This window comes from Longimycelium tulufanense (genome assembly GCF_014645795.1).
Taxonomy (GTDB): domain Bacteria; phylum Actinomycetota; class Actinomycetes; order Mycobacteriales; family Pseudonocardiaceae; genus Longimycelium; species Longimycelium tulufanense.
In genome coordinates this window covers 1-26,155 of record NZ_BMMK01000033.1, presented here as the reverse complement: position 1 = coordinate 26,155, position 26,155 = coordinate 1, and the positions used below count along the sequence as shown (strand labels likewise).

20 protein-coding genes are annotated in these 26,155 nt (G+C 70.1%); 7 read left to right on the top strand and 13 right to left on the bottom strand.

The window, feature by feature from the left end:
* Positions 1–3 precede the first annotated feature (3 nt).
* The 3 genes from IEY55_RS25315 to IEY55_RS25305 are packed head-to-tail and all read right to left on the bottom strand — an operon-like array spanning position 4 to position 2,438.
* Complete coding sequence (locus tag IEY55_RS25315; protein WP_189061086.1) at positions 4–1,719, bottom strand: urease subunit alpha; 1,716 nt, start codon at positions 1,717–1,719, stop codon at positions 4–6.
* A gap of 20 nt (positions 1,720–1,739) precedes the next feature.
* Positions 1,740–2,090: an urease subunit beta gene (locus tag IEY55_RS25310; RefSeq protein ID WP_189061049.1), complete on the bottom strand. Its 351-nt coding sequence runs from the start codon at positions 2,088–2,090 to the stop codon at positions 1,740–1,742.
* Between the two features lie 45 nt (positions 2,091–2,135).
* Positions 2,136–2,438 (bottom strand): urease subunit gamma, encoded by a 303-nt coding sequence (locus IEY55_RS25305; protein ID WP_189061048.1) that lies wholly within the window; start codon positions 2,436–2,438, stop codon positions 2,136–2,138.
* Between the two features lie 213 nt (positions 2,439–2,651).
* On the opposite strand from IEY55_RS25305, the gene IEY55_RS25300 reads away from it, so the two are divergent.
* The 4 genes from IEY55_RS25300 (at position 2,652) to sepH (ending at position 7,263) form a co-directional block, all read left to right on the top strand.
* Positions 2,652–3,773, top strand: a complete 1,122-nt coding sequence (locus IEY55_RS25300; protein ID WP_229686750.1) for a citrate synthase 2 — start codon at positions 2,652–2,654, stop codon at positions 3,771–3,773.
* A 162-nt stretch (positions 3,774–3,935) separates the two neighbouring features.
* The gene (locus tag IEY55_RS25295; protein ID WP_189061046.1) at positions 3,936–4,898 is read left to right on the top strand and encodes an SEC-C metal-binding domain-containing protein; all 963 of its coding nucleotides are present in this window, start codon (positions 3,936–3,938) and stop codon (positions 4,896–4,898) included.
* A gap of 140 nt (positions 4,899–5,038) precedes the next feature.
* Positions 5,039–6,175: a phosphoserine transaminase gene (serC, locus tag IEY55_RS25290; protein ID WP_189061045.1), complete on the top strand. Its 1,137-nt coding sequence runs from the start codon at positions 5,039–5,041 to the stop codon at positions 6,173–6,175.
* Between the two features lie 176 nt (positions 6,176–6,351).
* Positions 6,352–7,263: a septation protein SepH gene (gene sepH / locus IEY55_RS25285; RefSeq protein ID WP_189061044.1), complete on the top strand. Its 912-nt coding sequence runs from the start codon at positions 6,352–6,354 to the stop codon at positions 7,261–7,263.
* Positions 7,264–7,356: 93 nt separating this feature from the next.
* Here the strand turns inward: sepH and IEY55_RS25280 are convergent, their stop codons facing one another.
* The gene (locus tag IEY55_RS25280; RefSeq protein ID WP_229686749.1) at positions 7,357–7,641 is read right to left on the bottom strand and encodes a hypothetical protein; all 285 of its coding nucleotides are present in this window, start codon (positions 7,639–7,641) and stop codon (positions 7,357–7,359) included.
* A 223-nt stretch (positions 7,642–7,864) separates the two neighbouring features.
* Here IEY55_RS25280 and IEY55_RS25275 point away from each other — a divergent pair, with 223 nt between their 5' ends.
* Together IEY55_RS25275 and IEY55_RS25270 are read left to right on the top strand one after the other, a co-directional pair.
* Positions 7,865–9,655, top strand: a complete 1,791-nt coding sequence (locus IEY55_RS25275; protein WP_189061043.1) for an ABC transporter ATP-binding protein — start codon at positions 7,865–7,867, stop codon at positions 9,653–9,655.
* Positions 9,655–11,520: an ABC transporter ATP-binding protein gene (locus tag IEY55_RS25270; protein ID WP_189061042.1), complete on the top strand. Its 1,866-nt coding sequence runs from the start codon at positions 9,655–9,657 to the stop codon at positions 11,518–11,520. The genes IEY55_RS25275 and IEY55_RS25270 overlap by 1 nt, the downstream gene beginning before the upstream one ends.
* Positions 11,521–11,640: 120 nt before the next feature.
* Here IEY55_RS25270 and IEY55_RS25265 read toward each other — a convergent pair whose 3' ends face one another.
* Both IEY55_RS25265 and IEY55_RS25260 read right to left on the bottom strand, forming a co-directional pair.
* A complete protein-coding gene (locus tag IEY55_RS25265) occupies positions 11,641–12,231 on the bottom strand; it encodes a DUF2537 domain-containing protein (protein ID WP_189061041.1) in 591 nt (196 codons plus the stop codon).
* Positions 12,232–12,272: 41 nt separating this feature from the next.
* Entirely contained in the window at positions 12,273–13,103 is an 831-nt protein-coding gene (locus tag IEY55_RS25260; RefSeq protein WP_373290057.1) for a TrmH family RNA methyltransferase, read from the bottom strand.
* Between the two features lie 173 nt (positions 13,104–13,276).
* On the opposite strand from IEY55_RS25260, the gene IEY55_RS25255 reads away from it, so the two are divergent.
* Entirely contained in the window at positions 13,277–14,776 is a 1,500-nt protein-coding gene (locus IEY55_RS25255; protein ID WP_189061039.1) for a glutamate-cysteine ligase family protein, read from the top strand.
* 1,223 nt (positions 14,777–15,999) lie between these two features.
* Here the strand turns inward: IEY55_RS25255 and IEY55_RS25250 are convergent.
* The 7 genes from IEY55_RS25250 to IEY55_RS25220 form a co-directional block, all read right to left on the bottom strand.
* Entirely contained in the window at positions 16,000–17,625 is a 1,626-nt protein-coding gene (locus IEY55_RS25250) for an ABC-F family ATP-binding cassette domain-containing protein (RefSeq protein WP_189061038.1), read from the bottom strand.
* 254 nt (positions 17,626–17,879) lie between these two features.
* The gene (locus tag IEY55_RS25245) at positions 17,880–18,962 is read right to left on the bottom strand and encodes a class I SAM-dependent methyltransferase (protein WP_229686748.1); all 1,083 of its coding nucleotides are present in this window, start codon (positions 18,960–18,962) and stop codon (positions 17,880–17,882) included.
* Positions 18,959–21,628 carry an HAD family hydrolase gene (locus tag IEY55_RS25240; RefSeq protein WP_189061037.1) on the bottom strand — a complete coding sequence of 890 codons (2,670 nt, stop codon included), beginning with the start codon at positions 21,626–21,628 and terminating at the stop codon, positions 18,959–18,961. The genes IEY55_RS25245 and IEY55_RS25240 overlap by 4 nt, the downstream gene beginning before the upstream one ends.
* A 599-nt stretch (positions 21,629–22,227) precedes the next feature.
* Positions 22,228–22,863 (bottom strand): hypothetical protein, encoded by a 636-nt coding sequence (locus tag IEY55_RS25235; RefSeq protein WP_189061036.1) that lies wholly within the window; start codon positions 22,861–22,863, stop codon positions 22,228–22,230.
* A 68-nt stretch (positions 22,864–22,931) separates the two neighbouring features.
* Positions 22,932–23,705, bottom strand: coding sequence for an ABC transporter ATP-binding protein (locus tag IEY55_RS25230; protein WP_189061035.1), 774 nt, complete (start codon positions 23,703–23,705; stop codon positions 22,932–22,934).
* Entirely contained in the window at positions 23,702–24,781 is a 1,080-nt protein-coding gene (locus tag IEY55_RS25225; RefSeq protein WP_229686747.1) for a FecCD family ABC transporter permease, read from the bottom strand. The genes IEY55_RS25230 and IEY55_RS25225 overlap by 4 nt, the downstream gene beginning before the upstream one ends.
* Positions 24,778–25,824, bottom strand: a complete 1,047-nt coding sequence (locus IEY55_RS25220; RefSeq protein WP_229686746.1) for an ABC transporter substrate-binding protein — start codon at positions 25,822–25,824, stop codon at positions 24,778–24,780. The genes IEY55_RS25225 and IEY55_RS25220 overlap by 4 nt, the downstream gene beginning before the upstream one ends.
* Positions 25,825–26,155: the final 331 nt, after the last annotated feature.

Genomic DNA, 26,155 nt, shown 5'->3' with positions numbered 1-26,155 from the left:
TTCTCAGAACAGGAAGTACCGCTGCGCCATGGGCAGCTCGGCCACGGGAGCCGGCTCGACCGGCTCGCCCTCGATGTACACGGCGAAGCTGTCCGGGTCGACCTCCACCTTCGGCACCAGGTCGTTGAGCACCATGTCGGCCTTGCCCCGCCGGCGCGTGTCCCGCACCGCGACCATCGGCGTGGCGGTGCCCAACCGCTCCGGCAGTCCGTCCGCCAGCGCCGCCTCGGCGACGAAGTGCGCGCTGCCGTTGGCGGCGGGACGCGGTGCGGCACCGAACATCGGCCGTCCCCACACGGGCTGCGGCGTCGGGATGGAGGCGTTGGGGTCGCCCATCTGGGCCCAGGCCACGAAGCCGCCCTTGAGTACCAGATGCGGCCGCACCCCGAAGAACCGCGGTTCCCACAACACGAGGTCGGCGAGCTTGCCCACCTCCACCGAGCCGACCTCGTGGTCGAAGCCGTGCGCGATGGCCGGGTTGATCGTGTACTTCGCGACGTAGCGCCGCGCACGCAGGTTGTCGGCGGTACCGTCGCCGCGCAACGCGCCACGGCGCTCCTTCATCACGTGCGCGGTCTGCCAGGTCCGCACGATGACCTCACCGATGCGGCCCATCGCCTGTGCGTCGGAGCTCATCATCGAGATCGCGCCGATGTCGTGCAGGACGTCCTCGGCGGCGATCGTGGTCGGCCGGATCCGGCTTTCCGCGAACGCCAGGTCCTCCGGGACCGACGGGTTGAGGTGGTGGCACACCATCAACATGTCGAGGTGCTCCTCGAGGGTGTTAACGGTGTGCGGTCGCGTGGGGTTGGTGGAGGACGGCAACACGTTCGGCTCCCCCACGACGCGAATGATGTCCGGTGCGTGGCCGCCGCCGGCTCCCTCGGTGTGGTAGGCGTTGATCGACCGCCCACCGATAGCATCCAGGGTGGACTCCACGAACCCGGCCTCGTTGAGCGTGTCGGTGTGGAGGGCCACCTGCACACCGCTCTCGTCGGCCACCCGCAGGGCGGCGTCGATCGCGGCGGGGGTCGATCCCCAGTCCTCGTGCAGCTTGAATCCACCAGCTCCGGCACGCAGTTGCTCCCACAGCGCGTCGGCGCGGACGGTGTTTCCCTTGCCCAGGAACAGGACGTTCACCGGAAGGCCGTCCAGTGCGCCGAGCATCCGGGCGATGTTCCACGCGCCCGGTGTGACGGTCGTGGCCTTGCTTCCCTCCGCCGGACCGGTACCGCCGCCGACCAGGGTGGTCAGCCCGGACGCCAGCGCGGTCTCCACCAGCTGCGGGCAGACGAAGTGCACGTGGCAGTCGACGCCTCCCGCGGTGAGGATCTTGCCGTTGCCCACGATGATCTCCGTGCCCGGCCCGATCACCAGCGCGGGGTCGACGCCGTCCATGGTGTCGGGGTTGCCGGCCTTGCCGATCCCGACGATCCGGCCGTCCCGGATACCGACATCGGCCTTGACCACACCCCAGTGGTCCAGCACGACCACGCCGGTCACCACCACGTCCGGCGTTCCCTCGGCGCGGGTCGCGACCGCCTGCCCCATCGACTCCCGGACCACCTTGCCGCCGCCGAAGATGACCTCGTCCCCGCAACCCTCCGGTCCCCGCGCGCGGTCCTCGGTCACCTCGACCAGCAGGTTCGTGTCGGCGAGCCTGATCCGGTCGCCGGTGGTGGGGCCGAGCAGCTCGACGTACCGCTCCCGCTCGACCATCGGGCCGGGCACCGCCTCGCTCACTGTCCCGCCTTCCCCGACCCGGTCGGCTCCGGGCCGCGCTCGTCCAGCACCCCGGCCCACTCCGGCCGCAAGCCGGGCACCACCCGCCGGCCGCCGATCGGGATCACATCGACCTCACGGGCCACGCCGGGCTCGAACCGCACCGCGGTGCCCGCCGGTACGTCCAGCCGGTGCCCCCAGGCGGCCGCCCGGTCGAACTCCAGCCCCGGGTTGGCCGCGGCGAGGTGGAAGTGGGAGCCGACCTGCACCGGCCGGTCCGCCACGTTGACCACGGTCAGCCGCAGCCGTGGCCGGCCCGGGTTGAGCCGCACCGGCTCGGCGGCCGGGATGATTTCGCCAGGGCGCACGCCTACCTCCACTGCCAGGGATCGCTACCGGAGCCGCGGGGGCGGCTAGTGGATCGGGTCGTGCACCGTCACCAGCTTGGTCCCGTCCGGGAAGGTCGCCTCCACCTGCACCGAGTCGACCAGCTCCGGCACCCCCTCCAGCACCTCGTCGCGACGCAGCACCGCACGACCGCTGGCCGTCAGCTCGGCGACCGTCCGCCCGTCGCGCGCTCCTTCCAACACGTGGGCGGTGATGAGGGCCACCGCCTCCGGATGGTTGAGCCGCACACCCCGCTCCAGGCGACGACGGGCCAGGTCAGCGGCCACATGCACGAGCAGCTTGTCCCGTTCCTGGGGCGTCAGGTGCATAAGGACTGGTTTAGCACCGCAACTTGTTACTGTGCGATACCACGATGTTCCATTCGTGTTAATTGGCGCCTCGTTGTGCTAATTGACCATCACCGCAGCCGGCGTGAGATGAACCACGCCGTCCAGGCGGGAAAAGTCCGGTACGGACGATTGCCGGAACCGCTAAACGGGTGCAAGGTTGCGGCAACGATCAAGTCGGGTAAGGGGAGCGTCGTGACGCACAACGCCGTGCAGCAGGAGTTCCGGCAGGGCCTGGAGGGCGTGGTCGCCTTCCAGACCGAGATCGCCGAACCGGACCGGGACGGCGGAGCGCTGCGCTACCGCGGCGTGGACATCGAGGACCTGGCCGGAAAGGTCACGTTCGGTAACGTCTGGGCGCTGCTGGTCGACGGGAGGTTTGGCCCCGGCCTGCCCCCCGCCGAGCCGTTCCCCATCCCGGTGCACACCGGTGACGTACGGGTGGACGTGCAGGCGGCGCTGGCCATGCTGGCCCCGATCTGGGGCTACCAGCCGCTGCTGGACATCACCGACGAGACCGCCCGCGAACAGCTGGCGCGCGCCGCGGTCATGGCGCTGTCGTACGTGGCGCAGTCGGCGCGCGGCATCGGCAGCCCGGCGGTGCCGCAGGCCCGGATCGACGAGTGCCGCACCATCACCGAGCGCTTCATGACGCGGTGGCGTGGCGAGCCCGACCCCAAGCACGTGAAGGCGATCGACGCCTACTGGGTCTCCGCCGCCGAGCACGGCATGAACGCCTCCACCTTCACCGCACGCGTCATCGCCTCCACCGGTGCTGACGTGGCCGCGTGCCTGTCCGGCGCGATCGGCGCCATGTCCGGCCCGCTGCACGGTGGTGCGCCGGCCCGGGTGCTGCCGATGATCGAGGAGGTGGAGCGGGTCGGTGACGCGCGCAAGGTGGTGCGCGACATCCTCGACTCCGGCAGCCGCCTGATGGGCTTCGGGCACCGGGTGTACCGGGCCGAGGACCCGCGGGCGCGGGTGCTCCGCCGCACCTGCAAGGAGCTGGGTGCCGCCCGGTACGAAGTGGCGCACGCACTCGAGCAGGCCGCCCTGACCGAGCTGCGGGAGCGCCGGCCGGACCGGGCCATCGAGACCAACGTCGAGTTCTGGGCGGCGGCGATCCTGGACTTCGCCGAGGTGCCGCCGCACATGATGCCCGCGATGTTCACCTGTGCCCGCACCGCGGGCTGGTGCGCGCACGTCCTGGAGCAGAAGCGCACGGGCCGGCTGGTCCGCCCGTCCGCCCAGTACGTGGGGCCCGGACCGCGGCACCCGCAGGAGGTCCCGGGCTGGGACGAGATCAGCCACAGCTGATCCGCGCTGCCGGCCCGGTAGCACCGCCCGCGCAGCGGGGCGGCAGCGCCTGATCGGCCGGGCTGACGACGGCGGGCGGTGGCTGGCCCGGGTCGCGGCCCGGGGGCGACGCGGGCGCTCGGGTCACGGCGACGGGGCCGGCACGGGACTAACGTGGTGACTATGACGGCGGTCACCGCCTCCGAGCACGTGACGCGGGCACGGGCGTGCGAGCAGGAGGCCGAGTCGAGCCCCGAGGAACGGGCCGAACTACTGCTGGAGGCCGCCGGGGAGTGGCATCTCGCCGGCGACCCCTACCGTGCCGACGAACTGTACCGGCGGGTGGTCGACACGGACGGGCCGGCCGAGGCCCGCGCGCTCTACGCCGGGTTCCTGTTCGACATTGGGCGCGCCGAGGACGCCCGGGCGCAGCTGGCCGAGCTGTGGGCCGGCCGCCCCACCGAGCCCGAGCCGTACCAGCTGGCCGCCGAGGTACTGGAGGAGACCGGCGAGCTGCACGCGGCACTGCGCTGGGTCAATGCCGGGCTCACCCGCAGCTACGGCGCACTGCCGGACCCGGACGCCGAGGACGTGCTGGACGACCTGGTACTGCTCGACCTGCTGGTGACCCGGCACCAGCTGCGGGACGCGCTGGGCCAGCCGCCGGACGACTGGGACGGCGTGGCCGTGCTCGCCCAGGAGGAGCTGGTGGCGCGGTTGCACGAGGTCGAGGCGCTCCCCGGGGAGGACGAGGAGGTCCCGATGCAGCCGGTGGGTCCGGTCGCGGTCCTGTACTGGCCGCCCGAGCAGCTCACCGAGGTGCTGCGCCGCTGGCCGGACTCCTATCCCGACTTCGCGCGCGTGGCCGACCCGCACGCCGAGCACCGGCGCGAGGTGGAGAACGCGTTGCGGGAGGCGGCCGGCACCCTGATGGTCGCCACCGGAGATGTTGAGGACTTCGCCGAGTTCGTGACCGCGAACGACCTGGATCCGCAGGAGCGGAGGACCCGCGCGCACTACGCTGCCGACCTGGCGAGGCGGGGGCGCGCGACGTCCTGGCCGCCCGGTCGCAACGAGCCGTGCTGGTGCGGCTCCGGCCGCAAGTACAAGAGGTGCTGCGGCTCGCCGGTCGTGGCGGTGACCTGACGCCGGGCGGGTAGCCGGGGTCGGTGCTGTGGTGGCCGACACCCGGTCGTCATGGCGCGGACACCCAACTGCCACACTGGACACCCGGCAACGGCGCCGGCCAGGATGATCACCCTCCTACGACCGCCCGGAGGCGCCGCATGACGCAGACGGCCGACGCCACGACGCTGCAGATTCCCGCCGACCTCAGGCCCGCCGACGGCCGGTTCGGGTGCGGACCGTCCAAGGTGCGCCCCGAGCAGCTGGCGCGGCTGGCCGGCGAGGGTGCGGCGCTGATGGGTACCTCGCACCGGCAGCAGCCGGTGAAGTCCCTGGTCGGCCGGGTGCGGGCGGGCCTGCGCGAGCTGTTCTCGCTGCCCGAGGGGTACGAGGTCGTGCTCGGAAACGGTGGGACCACGGCGTTCTGGGACGCCGCGGCGTTCGGCCTGGTGCGCGACCGCGCGCTGCACCTGTCCTACGGCGAGTTCTCCGCGAAGTTCGCCAAGGTCACCGCGGGCGCGCCGTTCCTGTCCGACCCGGTGGTCGTCAAGGCCGAGCCGGGTGACGCGCCCGAGCCGGTCGCGCAGGAGGGTTGCGACCTGCTGGCCTGGGCGCACAACGAGACCTCGACGGGTGTGATGGTGCCGGTGCGACGGCCGGAGGGGGCCGGGGACGCGCTGGTGGCGGTGGACGCGACCTCGGGCGCCGGTGGGTTGCCGGTGCGGGCCGAGGACTTCGACGTGTACTACTTCGCGCCACAGAAGTGCTTCGCCTCCGACGGCGGACTGTGGATCGCGTTGTTGAGCCCGGCCGCGCTGGACCGGGTGGCCGAGATCGGCCGGTCCGACCGCTGGGTGCCGGAGTTCCTGTCCCTGACCACGGCACTGGACAACTCGGTCAAGAACCAGACCTACAACACGCCGGCCGTGGCGACGTTGTTCCTGCTCGCCGACCAGATTGAGTGGATGCTGGGCAACGGCGGGCTCGAGTGGTGCGTGCGGCGCACCGCCGACTCCGCGTCCCGGCTCTACACCTGGGCGGAGGCCAGCGAGTTCGCCACGCCGTTCGTGGCCGAGGAGGCGAAGCGCTCCCAGGTGGTGGGCACCGTCGACTTCGCCGAGTCGGTGGACGCGGCCGCGGTGGCCAAGGTGCTGCGGGCGAACGGCCTGGTCGACGTGGAGCCCTACCGCAAGCTGGGCCGCAACCAGCTGCGGGTGGGCATGTTCCCGGCGGTGGAGCCGGCGGACGTCAGCGCGCTGACCGCCTGCGTCGACTGGGTGGTCCAACGATTGGGCTGAGTGGGTTACCTCCCCGGTGATTGAGTAGTTCTCGCATTGGCAACCCGGGTACCGAGCGGGCAAGATCACGCCCGTGTCGCGATCGGATCGCGGTGAGTCCCGGCGCGCCTTCCTCGTCAAGGCGGCGCGCCGGCCTACCGTCGGACCGGCGAGGTGAAGTAGTTGGGGAGGCCGTGATGCGAGCGCTGCGCGTGGTCGGGCTCGACGAGGACGGCAGGAGTGTCATCCTCGAGGACCCCGCGTGCGGCGAGCGGTTCACCCTGCCCGCGGACGAGCGGCTACGCGCCGCGGCCCGCGGGGACGTCACCCGGCTGGGCCAGATCCAGATCGAGACGGAGAGCCCGATGCGCCCACGTGAGATCCAGGCCCGGATCCGGGCCGGTGAGTCGGTGGAGCAGGTGGCGGCGGCCGCGGGGGTGCCGGTGGCGAGGGTGGAGCGCTTCGCCTACCCGGTGCTGCTGGAGCGGTCCCGTACCGCCGAGCTCGCCCAGCGCGCGCACCCGGTCCGCGAGGACGGCCCGGACGTGCAGACGCTGGGCGAGGTCGTGGCGCACGCGTTCGGCCTACGCGGCCAGGACTACGCGCAGACGGCGTGGGACTCCTGGCGTGGGGAGGACGGCCGGTGGGTCGTGCAGCTGCGGTGGACCGCGGGCCGCTCGGACAACCGGGCGCACTGGGTCTACCACCCGGGTGCGCACGGCGGCACCGTGACCGCGCTCGACGAGCACGCGGCCGACCTCGTCGACCCTTCACCAGGCCGGCAGCTGCGAACGGTCCGGCCGGTGACACGGTTGGCCCGGCAGGCACTGGAGCTGGAGGAGAGCGAGCGAGCGGCCGGGCAGCAGGCCCCCGACGGCGGGAGCGCCGCGAGCCCGACGGTGCCGCGGATGCCGGCGGTGGGGGATCCGCCCGAGGCCAGCGAGCAGCCGGCCGAGCCTGCCACCGATCGGCAGGAGGCCCCCCAGAGCACCGATCCTGAGCAGGGAAAACGTCCCGAGCAGGGCAACGGCCGGCGGGGCCGGAAAAATCATCCGATCGTCCCCTCATGGGAGGACGTCCTGCTCGGCGTGCGAACACAACGGGGTTGACCCTCCGGATCATTCCGGGCCCGGCGTCGGCGCGCCGGGCATGACGCGTTTCCGGCCCGCCCCCGTCAACGGGGCACGGCGGTGGCGTGCCCGTCAGACGGCGGTCGGATCGGGCACGGCGTCCAGCCAGGCGGTGGCGACCTCCTCGGTGTGACACCACTGCTCGGCCTGCTCGCGGGTCAGTGGCGCGGCGGCGGCCGGCAGGTACCGGCCCAGCGCCACCCAGCCGTCGGTGGCGAGCACGAGCAGCCGCCCCGCCCGGACCGCGAGCAGCCGGCCGTGCGGGAAGGCCATGGTCGGCTCGGCCCGGAAGAAGTGCGTGGCCTGCGGACGTTCCACGCCGCCGATGATGCCGGGTACCCGCCCGACCTGCCTCACTCGAAGGGGTTAGGGACCCGTCTTGACCTCGATCGCGCTCGAGGTACGAGGGTTGGGTCGCACGGTGTTGGACGGCCGGTTCCGGGCTTCGCTGCGCACCTTGCCGCCGCGGCGATGCTCGCTTCGCCCGTCACCTCGCGGTGGCGCGCGGGAAGAAAAAACCGGATGCTTGCGCGGGCGCGGGCTCCGTAACGTCGTCAGAGGTCCGGTCAGGGGGAGATCGATGCTGTCGGAGTCCGGCGAACCCAGCACTGTCCACCGGGAGTCGACGCTGGCCACGCTGTGGCGGCTCGGTCCCTACCTCCGCCCGGTCCGGGCAGTCATCGTCGGCGCCGGACTGAGTGCCTTGATCGCGCAGCTCGCCGGGTTGAGCGTCCCGCTGGTGGTGCAGCGCATCATCGATGGGCCGTTGGCTGAGCGGGACCTGTCCACGCTTCCGCTGCTGGTGCTCGGTGTGCTCGCGCTGGGGGTTCTGGAGGCGGGGCTGTTCTGGGTTCGGCGCCGGCTGCTGGCCGGCGCGACCACCGGGGTCGAGAAGCGGATGCGGCACGACCTGTACGCGCACCTGCAGCGGCTGTCCGTCGGGTTCCACGACCGCTGGCAGTCCGGGCAGCTGCTGTCGCGTGCGGTGACCGACCTGAGCACGATCCGCCGGTTCGTCGCGTTCTCGATGACCTTCCTGGTCGTCAACTCCCTGCTGGTACTGGCGGGGCTGGGACTGCTGTTCTGGCTGGCGCCGCCACTGGGTGCCGTGCTCGCCGTGATGTCCGTCCCGCTCGTGCTGCTGGCGTTGCTCTACGAGGTCAGGTACCGGGCGGCGGCCCGCGCCGCCCAGGACCAGTCGGGCGATGTCGCGACCACGGTCGAGGAGTCGGTGCTGGGGATCCGCGTCCTCAAGGCGTTCGGCCGGGGTCCACACCTGGCCCGCAGGTTCAGCGAGCAGGCCCGGGTCCTGCGTGGCCTGGAACTGCGGAAGGTGCGGCTGCTGGCGGCGATCTGGACGGCGATCATCGTACTTCCCGAGCTGACGCTGGCCGCCCAGCTCGCCCTCGGTGGCTATGCCATCGCCAACGGCACGATGACGGTGGGCACCCTGGTCGCCGCGGTCGCCATCGCCGCCTACCTGCGGTGGCCCATCGACTCGATCGGCTGGCTGCTGGCCGACGCCAACACCGCGGCGGCTGCCTGCGAGCGGTACTGGGAGGTCCGTGACGCGCGGCCGACGGTGGTCGACCCGCCGCGGCCGCGGCCGCTGCCGGAACCCGCCCGGGGACACGTCCGCTTCGAGGACGTGCGATTCGCCTACCCGGGCTCGGACTCCGAGGTGCTTCGCGGGCTGGATCTGGAGATCCGGCCGGGCGAGACAGTGGCGCTGGTCGGCACGACCGGATCCGGCAAGACGACCCTGACCACCTTGGTGCCCCGGCTCGACGACGTGACCGGTGGCCGGCTGCTTGTCGACGGGGTGGATGTGCGGGACCTGGCCCTGGCCGACCTGCGACGCGTGGTGGCCACCGCCTTCGAGGAACCGCTGCTGTTCTCGGCGAGTGTGCGGGAGAACGTGGCGTTAGGCGGGATCGACGTCAGCGACGACGAAGTGCGGGCGGCGCTGCGGGTGGCGCACGCCGAGGAGTTCGTCGACGCGTTGCCGTGGGGGTTGTCGACCCGGATCGGTGAGCAGGGCCTGTCGCTGTCCGGTGGGCAGCGCCAGCGGCTTGCGTTGGCGAGGGCGGTGGTCGGACGGCCGGCGGTGCTGGTGTTGGACGACCCGTTGTCGGCGCTGGACGTGCACACCGAGGCCGAGGTGGAGGCGGCGTTGCGCCGCGTGCTGTCGGGTGTGACGGCGTTGGTCGTGGCGCACCGGCCGAGCACCGTAGCGCTCGCCGACCGGGTGGCGCTGCTGTCCGAGGGTCGGATCGCTGCCATCGGCGAGCATCACGAACTGTTGCGGGACAACGCCGAATACCGGCATCTTCTGTCCACTATGGACACCCCTGAGGAGGTGATGGCGTGATGACCCAGGTCGTCACCACCCAGGAACCGCAACGGAAAGCAGCTCCGCCGCAGGAGGAGTCGTGGCGCGGTGTTGCGCTGGAGGACCAGGAGGAAGTCGAGCACGCGGTCAGCGCCAAGCTGCAGGCGCGTTCCCGACGGCTGCTCGGTTCGCTGTTGCGGCCGCACGCGTCGGCCGCAGTGCTCGCGCTGCTGATCGTCCTTGCGGAGAACGTCGCGCAGCTGGCCGGGCCGCTGCTGATCGCGGGTGCGATCGACAGCGGTGTCCCGGCCGCGCTCGGTGGGGATCCGGCACCGCTGGCGTGGTATGTCGCCGGCTACGCCGCCAGCGGGCTGGTTTCCGGCGTGTTGCGGTTCGCGTTCCTGCGACTGTCCGGGCGGATCGGCCAGGACGTGCTGTTCGACCTGCGGCAGCGGGTGTTCCGGCACGCGCAGCGCCTCTCCCTTTCCTTCCACGAGAAGTACACCTCCGGCCGGCTCATCTCCCGGCTCACCAGCGACCTGGAGTCGTTGGACGACCTGCTGGAGATGGGCCTGGACGGCGTGCTGTCGGCACTGCTGACCGTGGGCGGGGTGGCGGTGTTGCTGCTCTGGCTCGACCTGCGGCTCGCTCTGGTCGTGCTGGCCGGTTTCGTACCGCTCTTCCTGCTGACCCGCTGGTTCCGGCGGCGCTCGCAGGTGACCTACCGCCGTACGCGAACGACCATCGCCCGGGTCATCGTCCAGTTCACCGAGACCATGAACGGGATGCGCGCCGTACAGGCGTTCCGCCGGGAGAGCCGCAACGAGCGGATCATGGCGGGGCTGAACGAGGCGTACCGGGACGCCAACCGGCACTCCATCCGGCTGGTCGCGCACTACACGGCCGGCGTGCGGCTGGTCGGGAACGTGTCGATGGCCGTGGTGCTCGCGTACGGCGGCTGGCTGGTGGCGCACGGCGACCTGGAACTCGGCGTGCTCGCGGCGTTCCTGCTCTACCTGCGCAAGTTCTACGACCCCCTCGACGAGCTGTCTATGTTCCTGAACTCCTACGCGGCGGCCGCGGCGGCCCTGGAGAAGATCTCCGGGGTGTTGCAGGAGGAACCCACCGTGGCGGAGCCGGCGCGGCCCACGCCGCTACCCGACGCGCGGGGCGAGCTGGCGTGCTCCGACGTGGAGTTCCGCTACTCCGCCGACGGGCCGGTGGTGCTGCCGCGGTTCGACCTGCACGTGCCGGCGGGCCAGACGGTGGCCCTGGTGGGCGCGACCGGTGCCGGCAAGTCGACACTGGCCAAGCTGTTCGCCCGTTTCTACGACCCCAGCTCGGGGAAGGTCGCCCTTGATGGGGTCGACCTGCGGAAGCTCTCGGAAGCGGACCTGCGGCGGGCGGTCGTGATGGTGACCCAGGAGTCGTTCCTGTTCGAGGGCACGGTCGCGGACAACATCGCGCTGGGACGGCCGGGGGCCTCCCGGGTTGAGGTGGAGGCCGCCGCGGCTGCGGTGGGTGCGCACGAGTTCGTCTCCCGGTTGCCGGAGGGGTACGACACCGACGTCCGTAAGCGGGGTGGCCGGCTTTCGGCGGGGCAGCGGCAGCTCGTGTCGTTCGCCCGCGCGCTGCTTGCGGACCCGGCGGTGCTGGTGCTCGACGAGGCAACGTCCAGTTTGGACATCCCGACAGAGCGTGCGGTGCAGGCGGCCCTGGAGACGGTGCTGGCCGACCGGACGGCGCTGATCATCGCGCACCGGCTGTCGACGGTGCTGATCGCCGACCGGGTGCTGGTGGTCGACCAGGGTCGCATCGTGGAGGACGGCCCGCCGGCCGAACTCATCGCCGGGCGGGGACGGTTCGCGGCCCTCCACCACGCGTGGCGGGATTCCCTGGTGTAGCAACGGCCTCGTAACCCGGTCGGGAAGCGACATCGTGGGCCGTTCGCTGGGACAGCACCGGGGCCCGCACCGCTGGCCGCCGTGGCCACCCGCGTTTCCGGGCGAAACCGACCGGTGGCGTCAGAAGAGCAGCCGGAGCAGCAGGCCGAACCAGGCGGTGCCGATGCCGGCCATCACACCGTAGGCCAGCCAGCGCCAGACCGGGGTGTGCCGGGCTATCCACACCGACGGGGCGAGACCACCGGCGATCACCAGGTTGGCAAGAACCGCCAGCCACCAGGCCGCGTCGGCGAGCCCGAGGGACAGCACGACCGCGGAGCAGGTCACGATCACCCCGGTGACCAAGGTCACGGTCAACCCGGTGGCCCACGGGGTCGGTTCGGTCGCGACGGCCGTTTCGGACACCGACCGCGGGGCCTCCACCTGTTCCAGCTCGCCGCGCACCGGGTCCGCGTACCGTACGGGCGCACCAACGGCCGCGGCCAGCCGACCCGCCAGCTGCCGACCCCGGCGGGACACCAGCTCGCAGGTCACCCCGCCGGGCCGGTGGTTGCGGTCGTCGCACCGCACGGCCGCGACCACCTGCGCCCACTCGTGCAGGGCCGCGGCCAGCCCGGCGGGCAACGGAAGCGAGTCCGGGTCGACCTCGGTGTGCGTACCGTCCCGCTCGCCGACGAGCACGGCACGTCCCCCCTGTGCGCGCAGTTCCACGGCTATGAGGGTAGGTCGCCCGTTGATCGCATGTGGATCGATCAGGGTCGCGCGGCAGCGTGGAACGCGATCGCCGCGGCGGTCGCCACGTTGAGCGAGTCGACCCCCTCGGCCATCGGGATCCGCACCGCACCGTCCGCCGCCGCGATCGCCCCCTCGGTCAACCCGGGTCCCTCCGACCCCAGCAGCAACGCCACCCGGCCATGGTCGAGGCGGGCGTCACGCAACGGAACCGAGTCGGCGCGCGGCGTCAACGCGACGACGCGGAACCCGTGCTCGCGCAACAGGTCCAGCCCGCCCGGCCACGGCCGGAGCTCGGCGAAGGGCAACCGCAGCACGTGTCCCATCGAGACTCGCACGCTGCGCCGGTAGAGCGGGTCTGCGCAGCCCGCGCCGAGCAGGATGCCCTCGACACCGAGGGCGGCCGCGTTGCGGAACATCGCGCCCAGGTTCTCGTGGTCGCCAACGCCCTCGAGCACGGCCAGGCAACGCGATCTGTCGGCGAGTTCGGCCGCGCCGGGCATGGGGGCGCGGTCGGCGGCGGCGAGCACGCCCCGGTTGAGGTGGAAGCCGACCACCTCGGCCATCACCTCGGCACTCGTGACGTAGGCCGGGACTTCCAGGCCGGCCAGGTCCTCGGCCAGCTCGTCGAACCGGCGGCGCACGCCCAGCAGGGCACGCACCGGGTAGGGCGAGGCGAGCAGCCGGCGCGCCACGACGACGCCCTCGGCGATCACCAGGCCGCGGCCGCCGGGGCGGTCCGGGCGGCGGTCGGCGCGGGACAGGTCGCGGAAGTCGGCCAGCCGCTCATCACCCGGATCGGTGACGTCGATCAGGTTCGCCACGGGGAGAGTGTCGCACCGTCCCACCATCCGGGAGCATCCGGTCGTCCCACGGCGGCGTGATGACCAGCGCCAAGTTGCGCTGAGTTAACTGGCTGTAACGCAGAGCACCGGTTCGGACGCTAGCGAGCGGGTTACCTCTGTGTCACGGTGAGCCATCCCCGCCACCGACTGGCTCGCCGGGCGACCGAAGGGGAGACGGGATGGGTAGGGACGTCAGCGACCGAACCTTCTCGCGGGAGGAACGGCAGCGGTACCGGGAGAAGGTGCAGCGGTGCCTGGACGCGCTGGCGCGGATGCTCGACGGAGACAGCTTCCACTTTCCCAAGCAGCAGATGGGGCTCGAGATCGAGCTGAACCTGGTGGACGAGAACCTGCGTCCGGCCATGGCCAACACCGTGGTGTTGGAGAAGATCGCCGACCCGTGCTTCCAGACCGAGCTGGGCCAGCACAACATCGAGATCAACGTGCCGCCGCGCCCGCTGGCCGGTGACGAGGCGTTGCAGTTGGAGCGGGAGCTGCGGGAGGCGCTGAACTCCGCCAACGCCAAGGCGCAGGACGTGGGCGCCGGCCTGGTGATGATCGGGATGCTGCCCACGTTGCGGCACGAGCACTTCGACCCGCACTGGCTGTCGGTGAACCCGCGGTACTCGGTGCTCAACAAGCAGATCTTCGAGGCGCGCGGCGAGGAGATGGTGCTCGACATCGAGGGCGTGCCGATGCCGGGCGGGCCCGTCGAGCGGGTGCACTGCTACGCGGACTCCATCCTGCCGGAGTCGTCGTGTACCTCGGTGCAGCTGCATCTTCAGGTAGCGCCGAAGGACTTCGCCGCGCACTGGAACGCCGCGCAGTGCCTGGCCGGTGTGCAGGTCGCGCTGGCCGCCAACTCGCCGTTCCTGCTCGGGCGGGCGCTGTGGCACGAGTCGCGCATCCCCACCTTCGAGCAGGCGACCGACACCCGGCCCGAGGAGCTGAAGAACCAGGGCGTGCGGCCCAGGGTGTGGTTCGGCGAGCGCTGGATCACCTCGATCTTCGACCTGTTCGAGGAGAACGCGCGGTACTTCCCCGCGCTGCTGCCGGAGACGGAGTCCGAGGACCCGGTGGAGGCACTGGCCGCGGGGCGGGCACCGCAGCTGTCCGAGCTGCGGCTGCACAACGGCACGATCTGGCGGTGGAACCGGCCGGTTTACGACATCGTCGACGGGGTTCCGCACCTGCGGGTGGAGAACCGGGTGCTGCCGGCGGGGCCGACCGTGGTCGACACACTCGCCAACGCCGCCTTCTTCTACGGGGTGCAGCGGGCGCTGTGTAGCCAGGAGCGTCCACTCTGGACGCAGATGTCGTTCCAGGCCGCCGAGGAGAACCTGTACTCGGCGGCGAAACACGGTTTCGACGCCCAGTTCTACTGGCCGGGGATCGGGTGGGTTCCACCGGACGAGCTGGTGTTGCGTCGGTTGCTGCCGATGGCGCACGAGGGCCTGCGCTCCTGCGAGGTCTCCGACGCCGCGCGGGAGCGCTATCTCGGCGTCATCGAGCAACGGTGCGTCGCCCGGCGCACAGGTGCCATCTGGCAGCGGGAAACGGTGGCGTTGCTGGAGCAACAGGGCCTGGACCGGGACGCCGCACTGGCCGGCATGCTGCAGCGGTACGTGGAGCTGATGCATGCCGGCGAGCCGGTCCACAACTGGCCGGTGGGTGGATAGGAGCCTCGCGTCGGCGCGGTGTATGTGGTGGGCACCGCGCCGACGCAGGCCACTTCCGCAGGGGCGCGGGGAAAGCCCGGGCTGAAACGTTGATTGCTCGGTCTCTGCGGTCAGTGGCCCGGTCCGCCCGCCACGGACCATGATCAGTGGGCTGCCGCCCGTCAGGGCGCACTTCGTCAATACATTCTCAGCGCGGGAAGCGATCCTCCCCAGGGCCGCTGCCCCATTCCAGGCTCCTGCCAGACGCAGGCACCGGCCAGCACCTCCGTCGCCGCGTTCCGGTTTCGACGCCAGGCGCTTTCCCTTGACAGCCAACACTTTCCGAACAATTCTCGCGAACTTTGTTCGCAATCCCGCTTTTCACTCACATGGAGCAGCAATTGGGGAATGTGGGTGGCTAACATTGGACCCACCGCTACCGAATCCCGAAGTGGAAGGTGCGCACCTCTCCATCCAGGACGCTGTTGGCGAAACGGCGGTCGCGAGGTGGCAATGGAGCCCTGCACGGCGCAACGGGCCCCGTCACGTTGAGCCTCAACCGCGCGGGGCGCTGGTTCGCCGGCAGCGTCCGCTCCATCCAGTAGTGCCCCCAACCCTTCCGGTGAGGCACGCCGGGGAGAGGAGACACCCGTGTCCCGTTCCGCGCTCCGCCGCTTCGCGGCCGCCACGGTGCCCGTCGCGGCGTTCCTGGCCGTGCTTCCCACCGGTCCCGTCCACGACCGGTAACCAAAAGATCGGGTTGGCCGTGGTCGGCTCCGACTTCCCCCGGAGCCGACCACTCCGAGATCAGGTGAAGTGTGCTCGCGCTGACGGCGAGCCGGGGTCTCTCCGTAGTGTTTTGTGGAGGCGGAGCCCCCACACCCCACCCGGGGGACACGCCCCCGGACCCCCTCCGGGCGCGGGCTTCGCCCGCGGCGGGGATCTTGGGGTTGGGCTGTGGCGCCTCGCGCACAGCCCCGGAGAACATCCCGAACTTCTCTTGGCACCGGGTCCGGCGGTGGGCGCTTGCCAGGTGGGATGCGGTGCGGGCGCGCTCAAGGACACCCAACGTCCGAGCGCGCCCGTCACCGCGGGCCTGTGTTCGACTGCTCGGCTCCGGGCTTCGCTGCGCACCTTGTCACCACCTGGCGATGCTCGCTTCGCCCGTCACCACTGTGTTCGACTGCTCGGCTCCGGGCTTCGCTGCGCACCTTGTCACCACCTGGCGATGCTCGCTTCGCCCGTCACCTCGCGTGCAGTGTTCGCACGTCCAACTCATGGTCTACGCGTACCGCCCCGGCCAGCCGGCGGTCGTGCGTCACCAGCATGACCGTTCCCGGGTATCCGTCCAGGGCCTGCTCCAACTGCTCGATCGCGGGTAGGTCGAGGTGGTTGGTGGGTTCGTCCAACACCAGGCAGGTCGTTCCCCTGGCCTGCAGCACGGCCAGGCCGGCCCGGGTCCGTTCCCCCGGGGACAGCTCCCGCGCCGGCCGTAGGACCACGTCCGCGCCCACCCGGAACTTGGCGAGCAGGGTGCGGGCCTCCTCGTCGGGCAGGCCCGCCTGCTCTACCACCACCTGGAGCGCCGACGCCTCCGTGTCGAACGCGACCCGCAGCTGGTCGACCTCCCCGACCACGACGTTCGGCCCGACCGAGCGCTCCCCCGCCAGCAGTGGCACACGACCCAGCAGCGCGCCGACCACAGTGGACTTTCCCGATCCGTTGGGACCGACGAGGCGCCACCGCTCCCCCGCGCCGATCGTCAGGTCGACAGGCCCCATCCTGACGTCACCGCGTTCGAACACCGCCTCACGCAGGGTGAACACGATGTCGCTGCCACGGCCCGCACTCGGCAGCTTGAGCTGGAGTTGCCAGGGCTTGCGGGGTTCGGCCACCTCCTCGAGGCGTTCCAGCGCCCGGTCGACACCCGCGGCCCGCGCGGCGAGGTTCTGCGCGCCCTGCTTGTGGCCGAAACGGATGAACTTGTCGGTCTCCTCCGAGCGCTGGGCCCGGCGTGCGCCGGCCCGGGACCACTCGCGTACCCGGCGTGCTCGCTCAACCAGTGCGTCCCGTTTCGCCGCGTATGCCTCGTACTCCTCGTGTGCGTGCCGTTCGGCGGCCGCCCTCTCCGCGAGATAGGCGTCCCACCCGCCACGGAAGACCGTGATCTCGTGGGAGAACTCGTCCAGTTCGGCGATGGCGGTCGTGGTGCGGGCGAGGAACTCGCGGTCGTGACTGACGAGCACCATGCCCGCGCGGCTGCCCAGGATGTGCTGTTCGAGCAGTTCCAGGCCGACGTCGTCGAGGTCGTTGGTCGGCTCGTCCAGCAGGATCGCGTCCGCGCGCAACAACAGCACCGCGGCCAGGCGCAGGCGGGCTGCCTGCCCGCCGGACAACTCCCCGGCGCCACGGCCGTCGAGCAGGTCCGCGTGCAGGCCGAGGCGCTCCGACAGCGCGGCTGCACGCTCGTCGAAGTCGCCCGCCCCCACCGCGGTCCAGTGCTCGAGCGCGGCGGCGTATCGGTCGGCTGTCTTTGGGTTGTGCGCCAGCTCCGCGGCCGCGCTCTGGAACTCCTCGTCGGCCGCGGCGACACCCGTGCGTCGGGCCAGGTGGTCGCGCAACGACTCGCCAGGAACCAGTTCGGTCTCCTGGGTCAGATGGGCGACGATGGCGGTCGCCGGGCGGCGCACAACCCGGCCCTCTTCCGGCGGCAGCTCGCCGGCGAGCACCCGGAGCAGGGTCGACTTGCCGACACCGTTCGGCGCGATCAGGCCGATGCGTTCACCAGCAGGAACATTCAGATCAACTCCACTCAACACGGTCCGCGGACCGAACGACACCGTGACATCACGCGCGTTCAAGACGGACATCGCTGCGTACGATGCGCCCGCCCCAGTCCGTGTGCAACCGGATTTCCAGAAGCTATTGCGGACACCGCCGAAGGCACCAGCTGAGGTGCACCTCATGATGGAGCCGTCGCGGTACACCTCTAGCCGTCACCCGGCATGCGTCGGCCACAAAAGGAATGTTGCTGCTCCCCTCCGCCCCGCGGAGGGGAGCACTTTCGAAGGCAATATTTCTTGGACTCTACGGACCGGTGCGCCCGATGTCCCACGTCATAGCACTACTTCCGTCGCGGTCGGCCAAGCATCCGCACCGCTTCCAGCAGGGAGGGCCCGAACGATGGTCTGGTGAATGGGCGGTTGGCGACCGCCCGTGCGAGACGTTGGTTCTCCTGCCGGAGTACCCGCAGTTCGGCGGATAGGCGAGCGATCTGCGGATCCGCGGCCGTCTTGTTCCGCTCGATCTGCTGACGAAGCTCGGAATTCTCTGCCACCAGCCTGTTGATCTCGTCGGTCTGTCTCTCAGCGTCGTACTGCATCTGCAGCACCCGTGTGTACAGGGCGATGCGATTGTTCTCCATTGCCGCGAGGAGGCGTGTGTTGGTGTAGGGGGCGAGTGCTCGGCGAAGGGACCCGGCGAACACCTGATCACGGCGAAACGCCACACCCATCCCGAACACGGCGGGAACCAACTCCAGGCACCAGCCGGGATCTCCCGACTCCGCCAGAACATCCTCCACCGCCGTGAGTACACCGTTGCGCTCACCGCCCGCCTTCTCCGCCGTGGTGAAGGCGCCAGCACCGACGAAGCCCGCCGGCGTCAGCTCATCGTGCCAGACGGTCGGCCCGTCCGTGCTCGATGGATACCGTTCTGCAAGCGGAAGTGGAGAGGGCTCGTAGTACAGATCGCGACGACCGCAAGGCCACAGGAGATCGTGGAAGGCGACCACCGCATCAGGTACATTCCGGACGATCCACTCGAACTCCCGCCGCACGACCGAGTAGTTGTGGTCGCCGTCGAGTACGTAGAGGTCCGCCGGTGGCAGCTCGGCCAGCACATCGGGGGAGAGCTTCTCGACGAGATGCAACGCATCGAACTGATCGAGTTGGGTGCGAAGTTCGTCGCTGGGAACGGGATCGACACAGTAGACCTCCACGGCGCCGAGCTCGAGGTACATCGAGCTGGCTTGGCCCGACTCCACCCCGACCTCGACAACCGTGGAAATGTTTTTGCGTGCGAACACGACTTCAAAGATCTCTCTGAAGAGAGTCATCGAATGCAACAGCAGCGGACTCTGGCGTGCGGCCCGGGCCTGTGCGTGTGGGTCGTGTCGGGTGTCGACAGGGTCGACGTCGAAGTTCACCGATCACTCCTCCCCAGCAGCTGTCGCTGAAGGACCCGAGCCGCGCCCACCGCCACCCCACGAACACCTCGAGCCTTCAACTCTTCACGCATCCTGCCTGAAAGCCGCGCGACTCGCGGCGCCGGGGGCAACCGTCGCTCCAACTGGGAGGTTGACCGGGGCAACATGGCGAAGGCGATCGTGACCCGTGTCGAGGTGACCGGGGCCCCGGCTCGCACGGCCAACGGCAGCCACATCGCCGAGTACGGGAAGTCGAACTCGACGAAGTTGTCGCCCAACCACCGACAGTCCGCGAAGACCAGGCCGGCGAAGTCCTTCGGCTCGTCCCAACGAAGAAGCTGGTACTCCGGGCTCCCACCCGCGAGGACAGCGGCCTCGATCCAGTCGATCCGGACCAGGGCGGGACGGCCGGGAATCGCTAGGGAAACGTCGGTGATGTCGGCCGCCTCGACGTTCAGGCGAGCAAATGACAGTCCGTTGTGGTTGATCCGCACCCGCTGCCGCGGTCCGTCATGCCACCTGTCGTCGCCGGTACGAAATCTCAGGTGGGTGTGGAACGGTTCACCGGACGGTTCGAACACCGTCGACTCGATATGGCCTGCAGCACGGGCCCGCACCCCCGCGGAGAGTGCGGGGTCCGCCGACGCCAACAACGCCGGCCAGAAGGCGTCCCGCATATGGAGGTCATCAAGGTCGTTCGGGGACAGGTAGGGGACCGCCGACAACAGGTCCTCCGGGAGAAGGCCCGTTACCGAGGCGGAACCGAAGTTGTCCTCGTGCTGCCAGGTGCTGAAGAGCCCAGCTTCGGCGGCGGTCGGCATCTTCAGGGCAGCCGTCATGATCCGGCCAAGCTGGTGCCGTGCGGTGCCCGTCAGGTCGGGCCAGTTCCCCTGGGCACGGGTGACGTACCGGTGCCATTGCTCCTGGAAGGCCAGAATGCCTTCCTGCGTCGCACGTCGTTGGGCGTTTTGGTCGAAACCGCCGACGCATGGGCCCAATAAAGGCTTCCCGTCATCGTCGAAGTCGAGCAACGAACCACACAGTGCGTTCACGCACTGCTCCACCACTTCAGGACTACGGCTCAGGGCGGTCACGACGTCCTCGGGGCACCCTGCTTGCCCTAAATAGCCCTCTATCCGCAGCCCATCCTGGTACAGCCGCAGGGAGCGCTCGTTCGTCGCCAGGTAGAGACCCGAGGGAACAACGTCCACGCCTGCGAGGCGAAGCACCTTGGCGAGGTAGTACTGGATCGTGCCACCCCAACCCAGGTCGACCATGGTGAGCTCAGGGTGGTCAAGGGCACCACTGTCACGCAGGGCTCGTAGGAGCCGTTCGCGTGCCGCAGCGGTCGTCGCCGACAGACGGCGCTCCAGGTGCGGGTACTCGGTCAGGGCGCGGGTGACCTGGGAGGCGATCTCGTGGTTGTCGATGATGTCGTCGAGCCGGTTTACCAGGGAGGGGACATCACCCGGTCTCATGCCCAAGGTCGACAAGAGCTGCCGTACCGTCAGCTCGTAGCTGCGTCGGACGAACTCACGGACCGTATCGGGGTCGAAGGAAGCGAAAGCGGCAACCGAGACGACGTGCCGCGACAGCCATAGCGGCTTGGCCTCGACCTTCCGTCCACGGGCGAGAGCGGCGTTGTTGACGAGTTCGGAGAGCAGCTCGCCTTCCCGCATGGGGCACCATACGACCCGAGTTCCCGTATCGCACGCCTTCTTCGCGACCCACTCGGCAAAGCCCGTCAACACCGGTCCGAGGACAGCCGCGCCGTACCGCCACGCCGTGTCTATGGCAGCGCTCGGGGCGGCCGGACGCGCCTGCACCGTCTTCGCCCGGAGACTGGTGAAGCCGAAGTCACCCTCGACAGGGTCGACTCCCATCACGAGTGACCCGCACACGGGGCCCGTGTAGTCTCGCTCGCGTCTCAGAACTCGGTCCAGATCCTCGTCGATGCGCTGGTAGCGCACCGTGCGCACACCCATCTTGCCCGGGACGCGGCCGTCGGCGACCTCGTTGTCACCGATATGCACAATCTGGCTGGGACTGCATCCCAGCTCGCGGAGAACGATTCGCCACAGCCCGGAGGCCTTATCCCGACCGTGTTCGTGGGAGCGGAACACCCGAGCATCCCGCAAGGCCTCGAGTTCTGGCCGGTCGAGCAGGTAGGAAAGCTGATCCTCGGTGAAGTAAGTGTCAGAAACGAGAACGATCGGGATGTCGTTCTCCCGCACGAGCTCGATCACGTCGGCGATGTCCGGATCAACCACGGTGAACTCACGTTCGAGGTCAATCTCGGCCCGGACGAGCTCTTCCTCGGACGCGCCGCCGAACAACGACAACGGCATCTTCCGCCATATGTCGAGGAGGGAGACCTCACTCGAATCCGGCCCACACGCACGCCTGGCGGCCTGTTCCGCCTCGATCCGCATGGCACGGAACGCAGCCTCGTCCACCCAGGTCGCGCAGTGGCCCGACTGTCGTAGGCGGGCGCCCAGCACCGTGAACAGGTCGGTGGGTTCCGGTACCCGTCGCCACAGGATGGTGTCGAAGACATCGAACGACACGATCGAACACGATTTCGCGGCGATCGTGGAGCACAGCCGTGCGAGTTGCCGATGTCTCCGGGCGCGCGGCAGCACCGTCGACAGTTCGACACTGTTCATCAAGGCTCCTTCTCAAGCAAGGCTCATAAGCAGCGGTGAACCCGGACGAAGCAAGCCGGGTCGTGATGTTTCACACACTCCGACAGCAACCAGATCACGACCGCCGCAACCGATATCCGCACAAGTGGCGGAACGACCATGTTCGAAACACACCGCCAACTCGAGCGGCGCAGAAGTCACGCGTGCCGTCGCCTCCTGAAGCCCTGATGCCCAACCTCGCCGCCGTACGCGGCCACCTTGACGGAGTACTTTACCGTGAGGAAACCGCCGTTATCGACTACAAGCGGTCACTATTTCACCACATGATGTATCGATTGGCGGTAGCCCGTGCCACACTCGTGCCCCCGGGCAAGCGCAGGCGGCGACAAGTGATCTTCCTCGCATCAGACGGCATGCCGGCGGCAACTGGTGCGATACAAGGCGGGGCCGCATTCGCCACGTGCGGACTCGCCAATGAGAGAGGACCGCGTCCGCGCCAGCGGCTGCTCATCGCCCAGCGGTAACACTCGGCACCCGGCACAACCTTGTCGCAGAGTGGTCGACTCCCCGTTCGCCTTCAATCCTTGCCGTTGACCAGCGGAACGGTGGGCTAGTCAGGACTACCGACGGCGGCGCGGACAGGTGGTGCACTCCTCCTCGTCGGGCGCGGTCCACCAGAGGCAACAGCACGTGCGCCGGAACTCCAACCGACCCTCGACAACGTGGAGGGAGCCGGTCGCGCCAAGCCAGGGAGCGTGCTCGACGAGCCGGCGATACCCGGCGAGCAGCGGCCCAAACGGTGCCCCGGCGCGGCTCGCCCGAGCCATCGCCGACCCCACACCGAACCCGATCTGTCCCTCCATGGCGCGGCGCGCGGTGCCCGGTTCGCCCGACATCCGCTCGGCCACCGCCCCGAGGTGGCCCTCCAAAACACGGCGCACCATCCGTGCCGCACCGAAGTCATTCCGGTTCACCGGGATGATCATGTCCGGGTCGACACACAGTTCGCCGCCGTGCCCGTCGACGGTGACGGCGCATCCGGCCGGAGCGGCCAGGACGCCGTGCAGAGCCCAGGGGACGACGGTGACGCGGCAGATCCGTAGAGCGTGCACGGACAGGGTCGTTCGCACTGCGGCGGCGCGCACCCGGTGCCGGCTGGCGGTGAACTCGGCGTCGATCAGCTCACGCACCCGGTCAACGCTTCGCTCCAGTTCCAGGCAGGGGATCGCGTGCTGGGGTGGCACACCCACGCGCACGCCCGGACCCTGATCGACGAGGAGAAGATCGGTGTTGACAGCTGCCCTTTCGCGCGGATCCGTCTCCCTCATGCCAGCCCCAGAACGTCGAGAACCGGTTCCCCGTCCGCATTCGGACGGATTTCCGCCCGTACCCCGAACACCTCGGCCAGCAGCTCGGTGTCCAGAACCTCGGTGGGTTCGCCGGCCGCGACCAGGCGACCGGCGGACAGCACGGCGAGCCGGTCGCAGTACCGCACCGCCAGTCGCAGGTCGTGCAGCGTGAGCAGGACCGCCAGCCCGTCGGCCGCCAGGCGGGCCGTCAGGTCCAGGATCGCGAGCTGGTGCCGCAGGTCCAGGTGGTTCGTGGGTTCGTCGAGGACGAGGATCCGGGGCTGCTGGGCGAGTGCCCGCGCGATGGCAACACGTTGCCGCTCGCCACCGGACAGGGTGCGCACGTCCCGCTCCCGGAACTCATCGAGGCCGGTCGCGGCGATGGCGGCTGCCACCGCCACCCGATCCTCGGCCCGCAGCGGCTCCAGCCAGCCCTGGTGACACACCCGGCCCTGCTCGACCACGTCGATCACGCGCAGTGCGGCCCGCTGCTCCGGTTCCTGCACGGTCGCGCCAAGACGCTGGGCGAGCCGGCGACGAGGCAGGCTCGCCACGGGATGACCCTCGACCAAGACGGTGCCGGTCGTGGGCGCAAGCGCCCGGTAGAGCGTGCGCAGGAGCGTGGTCTTACCGCTGCCGTTGGGCCCCACGAGCCCGACAACCTCGCCGGGGCGCACCTCGAGGTCGACACCGTCGACGACAGCACAGCCGCCCAGCTCAACACCTACGGAACGAAGTTCGACCCTCATGTCCATTTCCGTCCCTGGCGTGCCAACAGGATCGCGAAGGCGGGCCCACCCACCAGGGCGGTCACCACACCTGCCGGAAGTTCCCCCGCGCTGGACCAGATTCGGCCAAGTAGATCCGCCAGGACGAGGAACACCGCACCGAGCAGGGCAGCTGTGGGCAGCAGCCGCCGCAGGTCCGAACCAACGAGGAACGCGGCCGCATGGGGCACCAGCAACCCGACGAACCCGATTCCACCGGCCACGGCAACGGAGGCGCCCGCCACGAGGGAAACGCCGACGAGCCCGTACCAGCGAACGCGGGCGGGGCTGATTCCGAGTGCGGCCGCGGTGTCGTCCCCGGCGTGCAGGAGATTGAGCCAGCGTGCCGCACCGAGCGCGAGCGCCCCGGTGACGAGCAGGACAACCGACGGAACTGCCAGGACATCCCACCGGGCATCGCCCATCCCGCCGGCGAGCCAGTGCAGTATCTGTTTCGCGGCCTCACCCCGGCTGTGCAGGAAGATGATCAACGAGGTGAGCGCCGAACAGATCTGGGCGACCGCGATGCCCGCGAGGAGCAGTGTGGTCACCGAACCGGACCGGCTCCCGATCGTGAGAACGACCAGCAGGGCGGCCAGGCCACCGAGAAACGCGGCGACCGGGGTCGTCACGTAGCCGAGCAGCCCGCTTCCGATGCCGAGCACGGTGACCACGACCAGGGCCAGGCCGCCCCCGCTGGAGACGCCGAGCAGATAGGGGTCGGCGAGCGGGTTCCGGGTGACGGCCTGGGCGACCGCGCCGGACAGGGCGAGCGCGGCTCCCACCACCGCGGCCATCACCACCCGTGGCAGCCGGGAGTCCCACACGATCGCCGCCCGCACCGGCGTCCAGTCCCGTTGCACGACGCCTGGGAACACGTGGTCGACGATGATCTTCCAAACCTGGTCGAGCGGAAGCCACACCGAGCCGACCGACACGGCGACACTCGCCACCACCACGAGCGCTACCGACAGTCCCGAAAGCACAACAGGCAGTGGAAGCCGGCGTCGGTCCTGGCCGCGTGCCGTGGCCGGCGGGCGCACGGCGGCCCGCGTCACCAGGCGACCTCTGGGTGGAGTGCCCTTGCCAGGCGCTCGACAGCGTCGGGCATCCGGATCCCCTCGATGATGTCCGGCAGGGCCAGCACAATGAACCTTCCCTCGGAGACACCGGGGGTCGCGCCGGCAAGGGGGTGATCACGCAGGTACTCCCGCTTGGTGTCCACCTGGCCGCTGCCGAGGTAGTCGATGATCACGACGGCGCGAGGAGCCCGTTCGGCCACCTGTTCCCAGCTGGCGTCGCCGAAAACCCGGTCGTTGTCGGCGAAGACGTTACGACCACCGGCCATTGCCGCGATCTCGTTGCCGAGTCCACGTCCGCCGACGGTGAAAGCGGACTTCTTCCCGCTGTCATAGAAGAAGACCGGCACCGGCTCGACGTCCTTCAGCTTCGCCCGGACGGCGTCGAGGCGGGCCTTCATCCCGGAAACGACCTTCTCGGCACGATTCGGGACACCGAACACGCGGCCGAACATGCGTAGGTCTTCGGCGACCGTGTCGAAGGTGGTGCGCTCGGTGCAGTTCTCCGTCAGCAAAAGGGTCCGGATTCCCCTGTCCTCCAGGGCCTTTCGGCCGCGACCCTCCTTCTCGGCGAAGGCACTGGCGTAGCCGCCGACCACGAGGTCGGGTTCGGCGGCGAGAACCTGTTCGAAAGTCGGGTACCTGTCCGACAGCTTCGGGATCTTGCGGTAGCTGTCCGCGAGCTGCGGCGGAACGTCGTCGCTGTCCGGGTAGGCGGTGCCCACCATCCGGTCGCCGAGGCCGAGCGTGAGCAGCATCTCGGTGGCGTGCTGGTTCATGCTCACCACGCGCCGAGGTGACTCCGGGAAGGACTGCGGGCGGTCACAGTTGGTGACCTGCACCCCGCTGTCTGCACTGCGTGGTCGCTCACCGGTGTCCGCGCCGCAACCGGCGCTGAGGAGCGCGGCCAGCAGCAGGCCGGCCCAACGGACGGTGGTCCTCGTGGTGCCCATGGTGCCCTTCCGGTGTGCGGCCCGCGGCCACGCCCGGGGGCCGCGCCGGCGCGGGGTGGGACCGGACACCGGCGGCACCTGGGGCTCCCGGCCGCGGACCTCGACGGCTGGCCCCTGCCGGGGCCGGAGCCACTCACGCCGGGTGGGTAATCGGGCTCGCCGCCTCCGCCCTGCGGAATGCGGCCCACCGTTGCGGGTCAGCGCCGGACTTCGACCGGACTTCCCCCACCCGACGCGGGTTGCGCCGCACGATGCTGCCCCAGCTCGGGAGTCCGGTCAAACCAGGGGATGGATCACATCCGGGCGCAGTTGCCAGTACATTGCAGTTGAGTAATGCTGGCAACTGGAGCGGGGCGAGCAAGCTCAGCCAGAGGGAGGCATCAACCTTGGGACGCTATGT

Coding starts and splice junctions, on each gene's coding strand:
- IEY55_RS25315 (WP_189061086.1), bottom strand. CDS start 1,719: ATGGTCGAGCGGGAGCGGTACGTCGAGCTGCTCGGCCCCACCACCGGC.
- IEY55_RS25305 (WP_189061048.1), bottom strand. CDS start 2,438: ATGCACCTGACGCCCCAGGAACGGGACAAGCTGCTCGTGCATGTGGCC.
- IEY55_RS25295 (WP_189061046.1), top strand. CDS start 3,936: ATGACGGCGGTCACCGCCTCCGAGCACGTGACGCGGGCACGGGCGTGC.
- serC (WP_189061045.1), top strand. CDS start 5,039: ATGACGCAGACGGCCGACGCCACGACGCTGCAGATTCCCGCCGACCTC.
- sepH (WP_189061044.1), top strand. CDS start 6,352: ATGCGAGCGCTGCGCGTGGTCGGGCTCGACGAGGACGGCAGGAGTGTC.
- IEY55_RS25275 (WP_189061043.1), top strand. CDS start 7,865: ATGCTGTCGGAGTCCGGCGAACCCAGCACTGTCCACCGGGAGTCGACG.
- IEY55_RS25270 (WP_189061042.1), top strand. CDS start 9,655: ATGACCCAGGTCGTCACCACCCAGGAACCGCAACGGAAAGCAGCTCCG.
- IEY55_RS25260 (WP_373290057.1), bottom strand. CDS start 13,103: ATGGTGGGACGGTGCGACACTCTCCCCGTGGCGAACCTGATCGACGTC.
- IEY55_RS25255 (WP_189061039.1), top strand. CDS start 13,277: ATGGGTAGGGACGTCAGCGACCGAACCTTCTCGCGGGAGGAACGGCAG.
- IEY55_RS25250 (WP_189061038.1), bottom strand. CDS start 17,625: ATGTCCGTCTTGAACGCGCGTGATGTCACGGTGTCGTTCGGTCCGCGG.
- IEY55_RS25240 (WP_189061037.1), bottom strand. CDS start 21,628: ATGAACAGTGTCGAACTGTCGACGGTGCTGCCGCGCGCCCGGAGACAT.
- IEY55_RS25230 (WP_189061035.1), bottom strand. CDS start 23,705: ATGAGGGTCGAACTTCGTTCCGTAGGTGTTGAGCTGGGCGGCTGTGCT.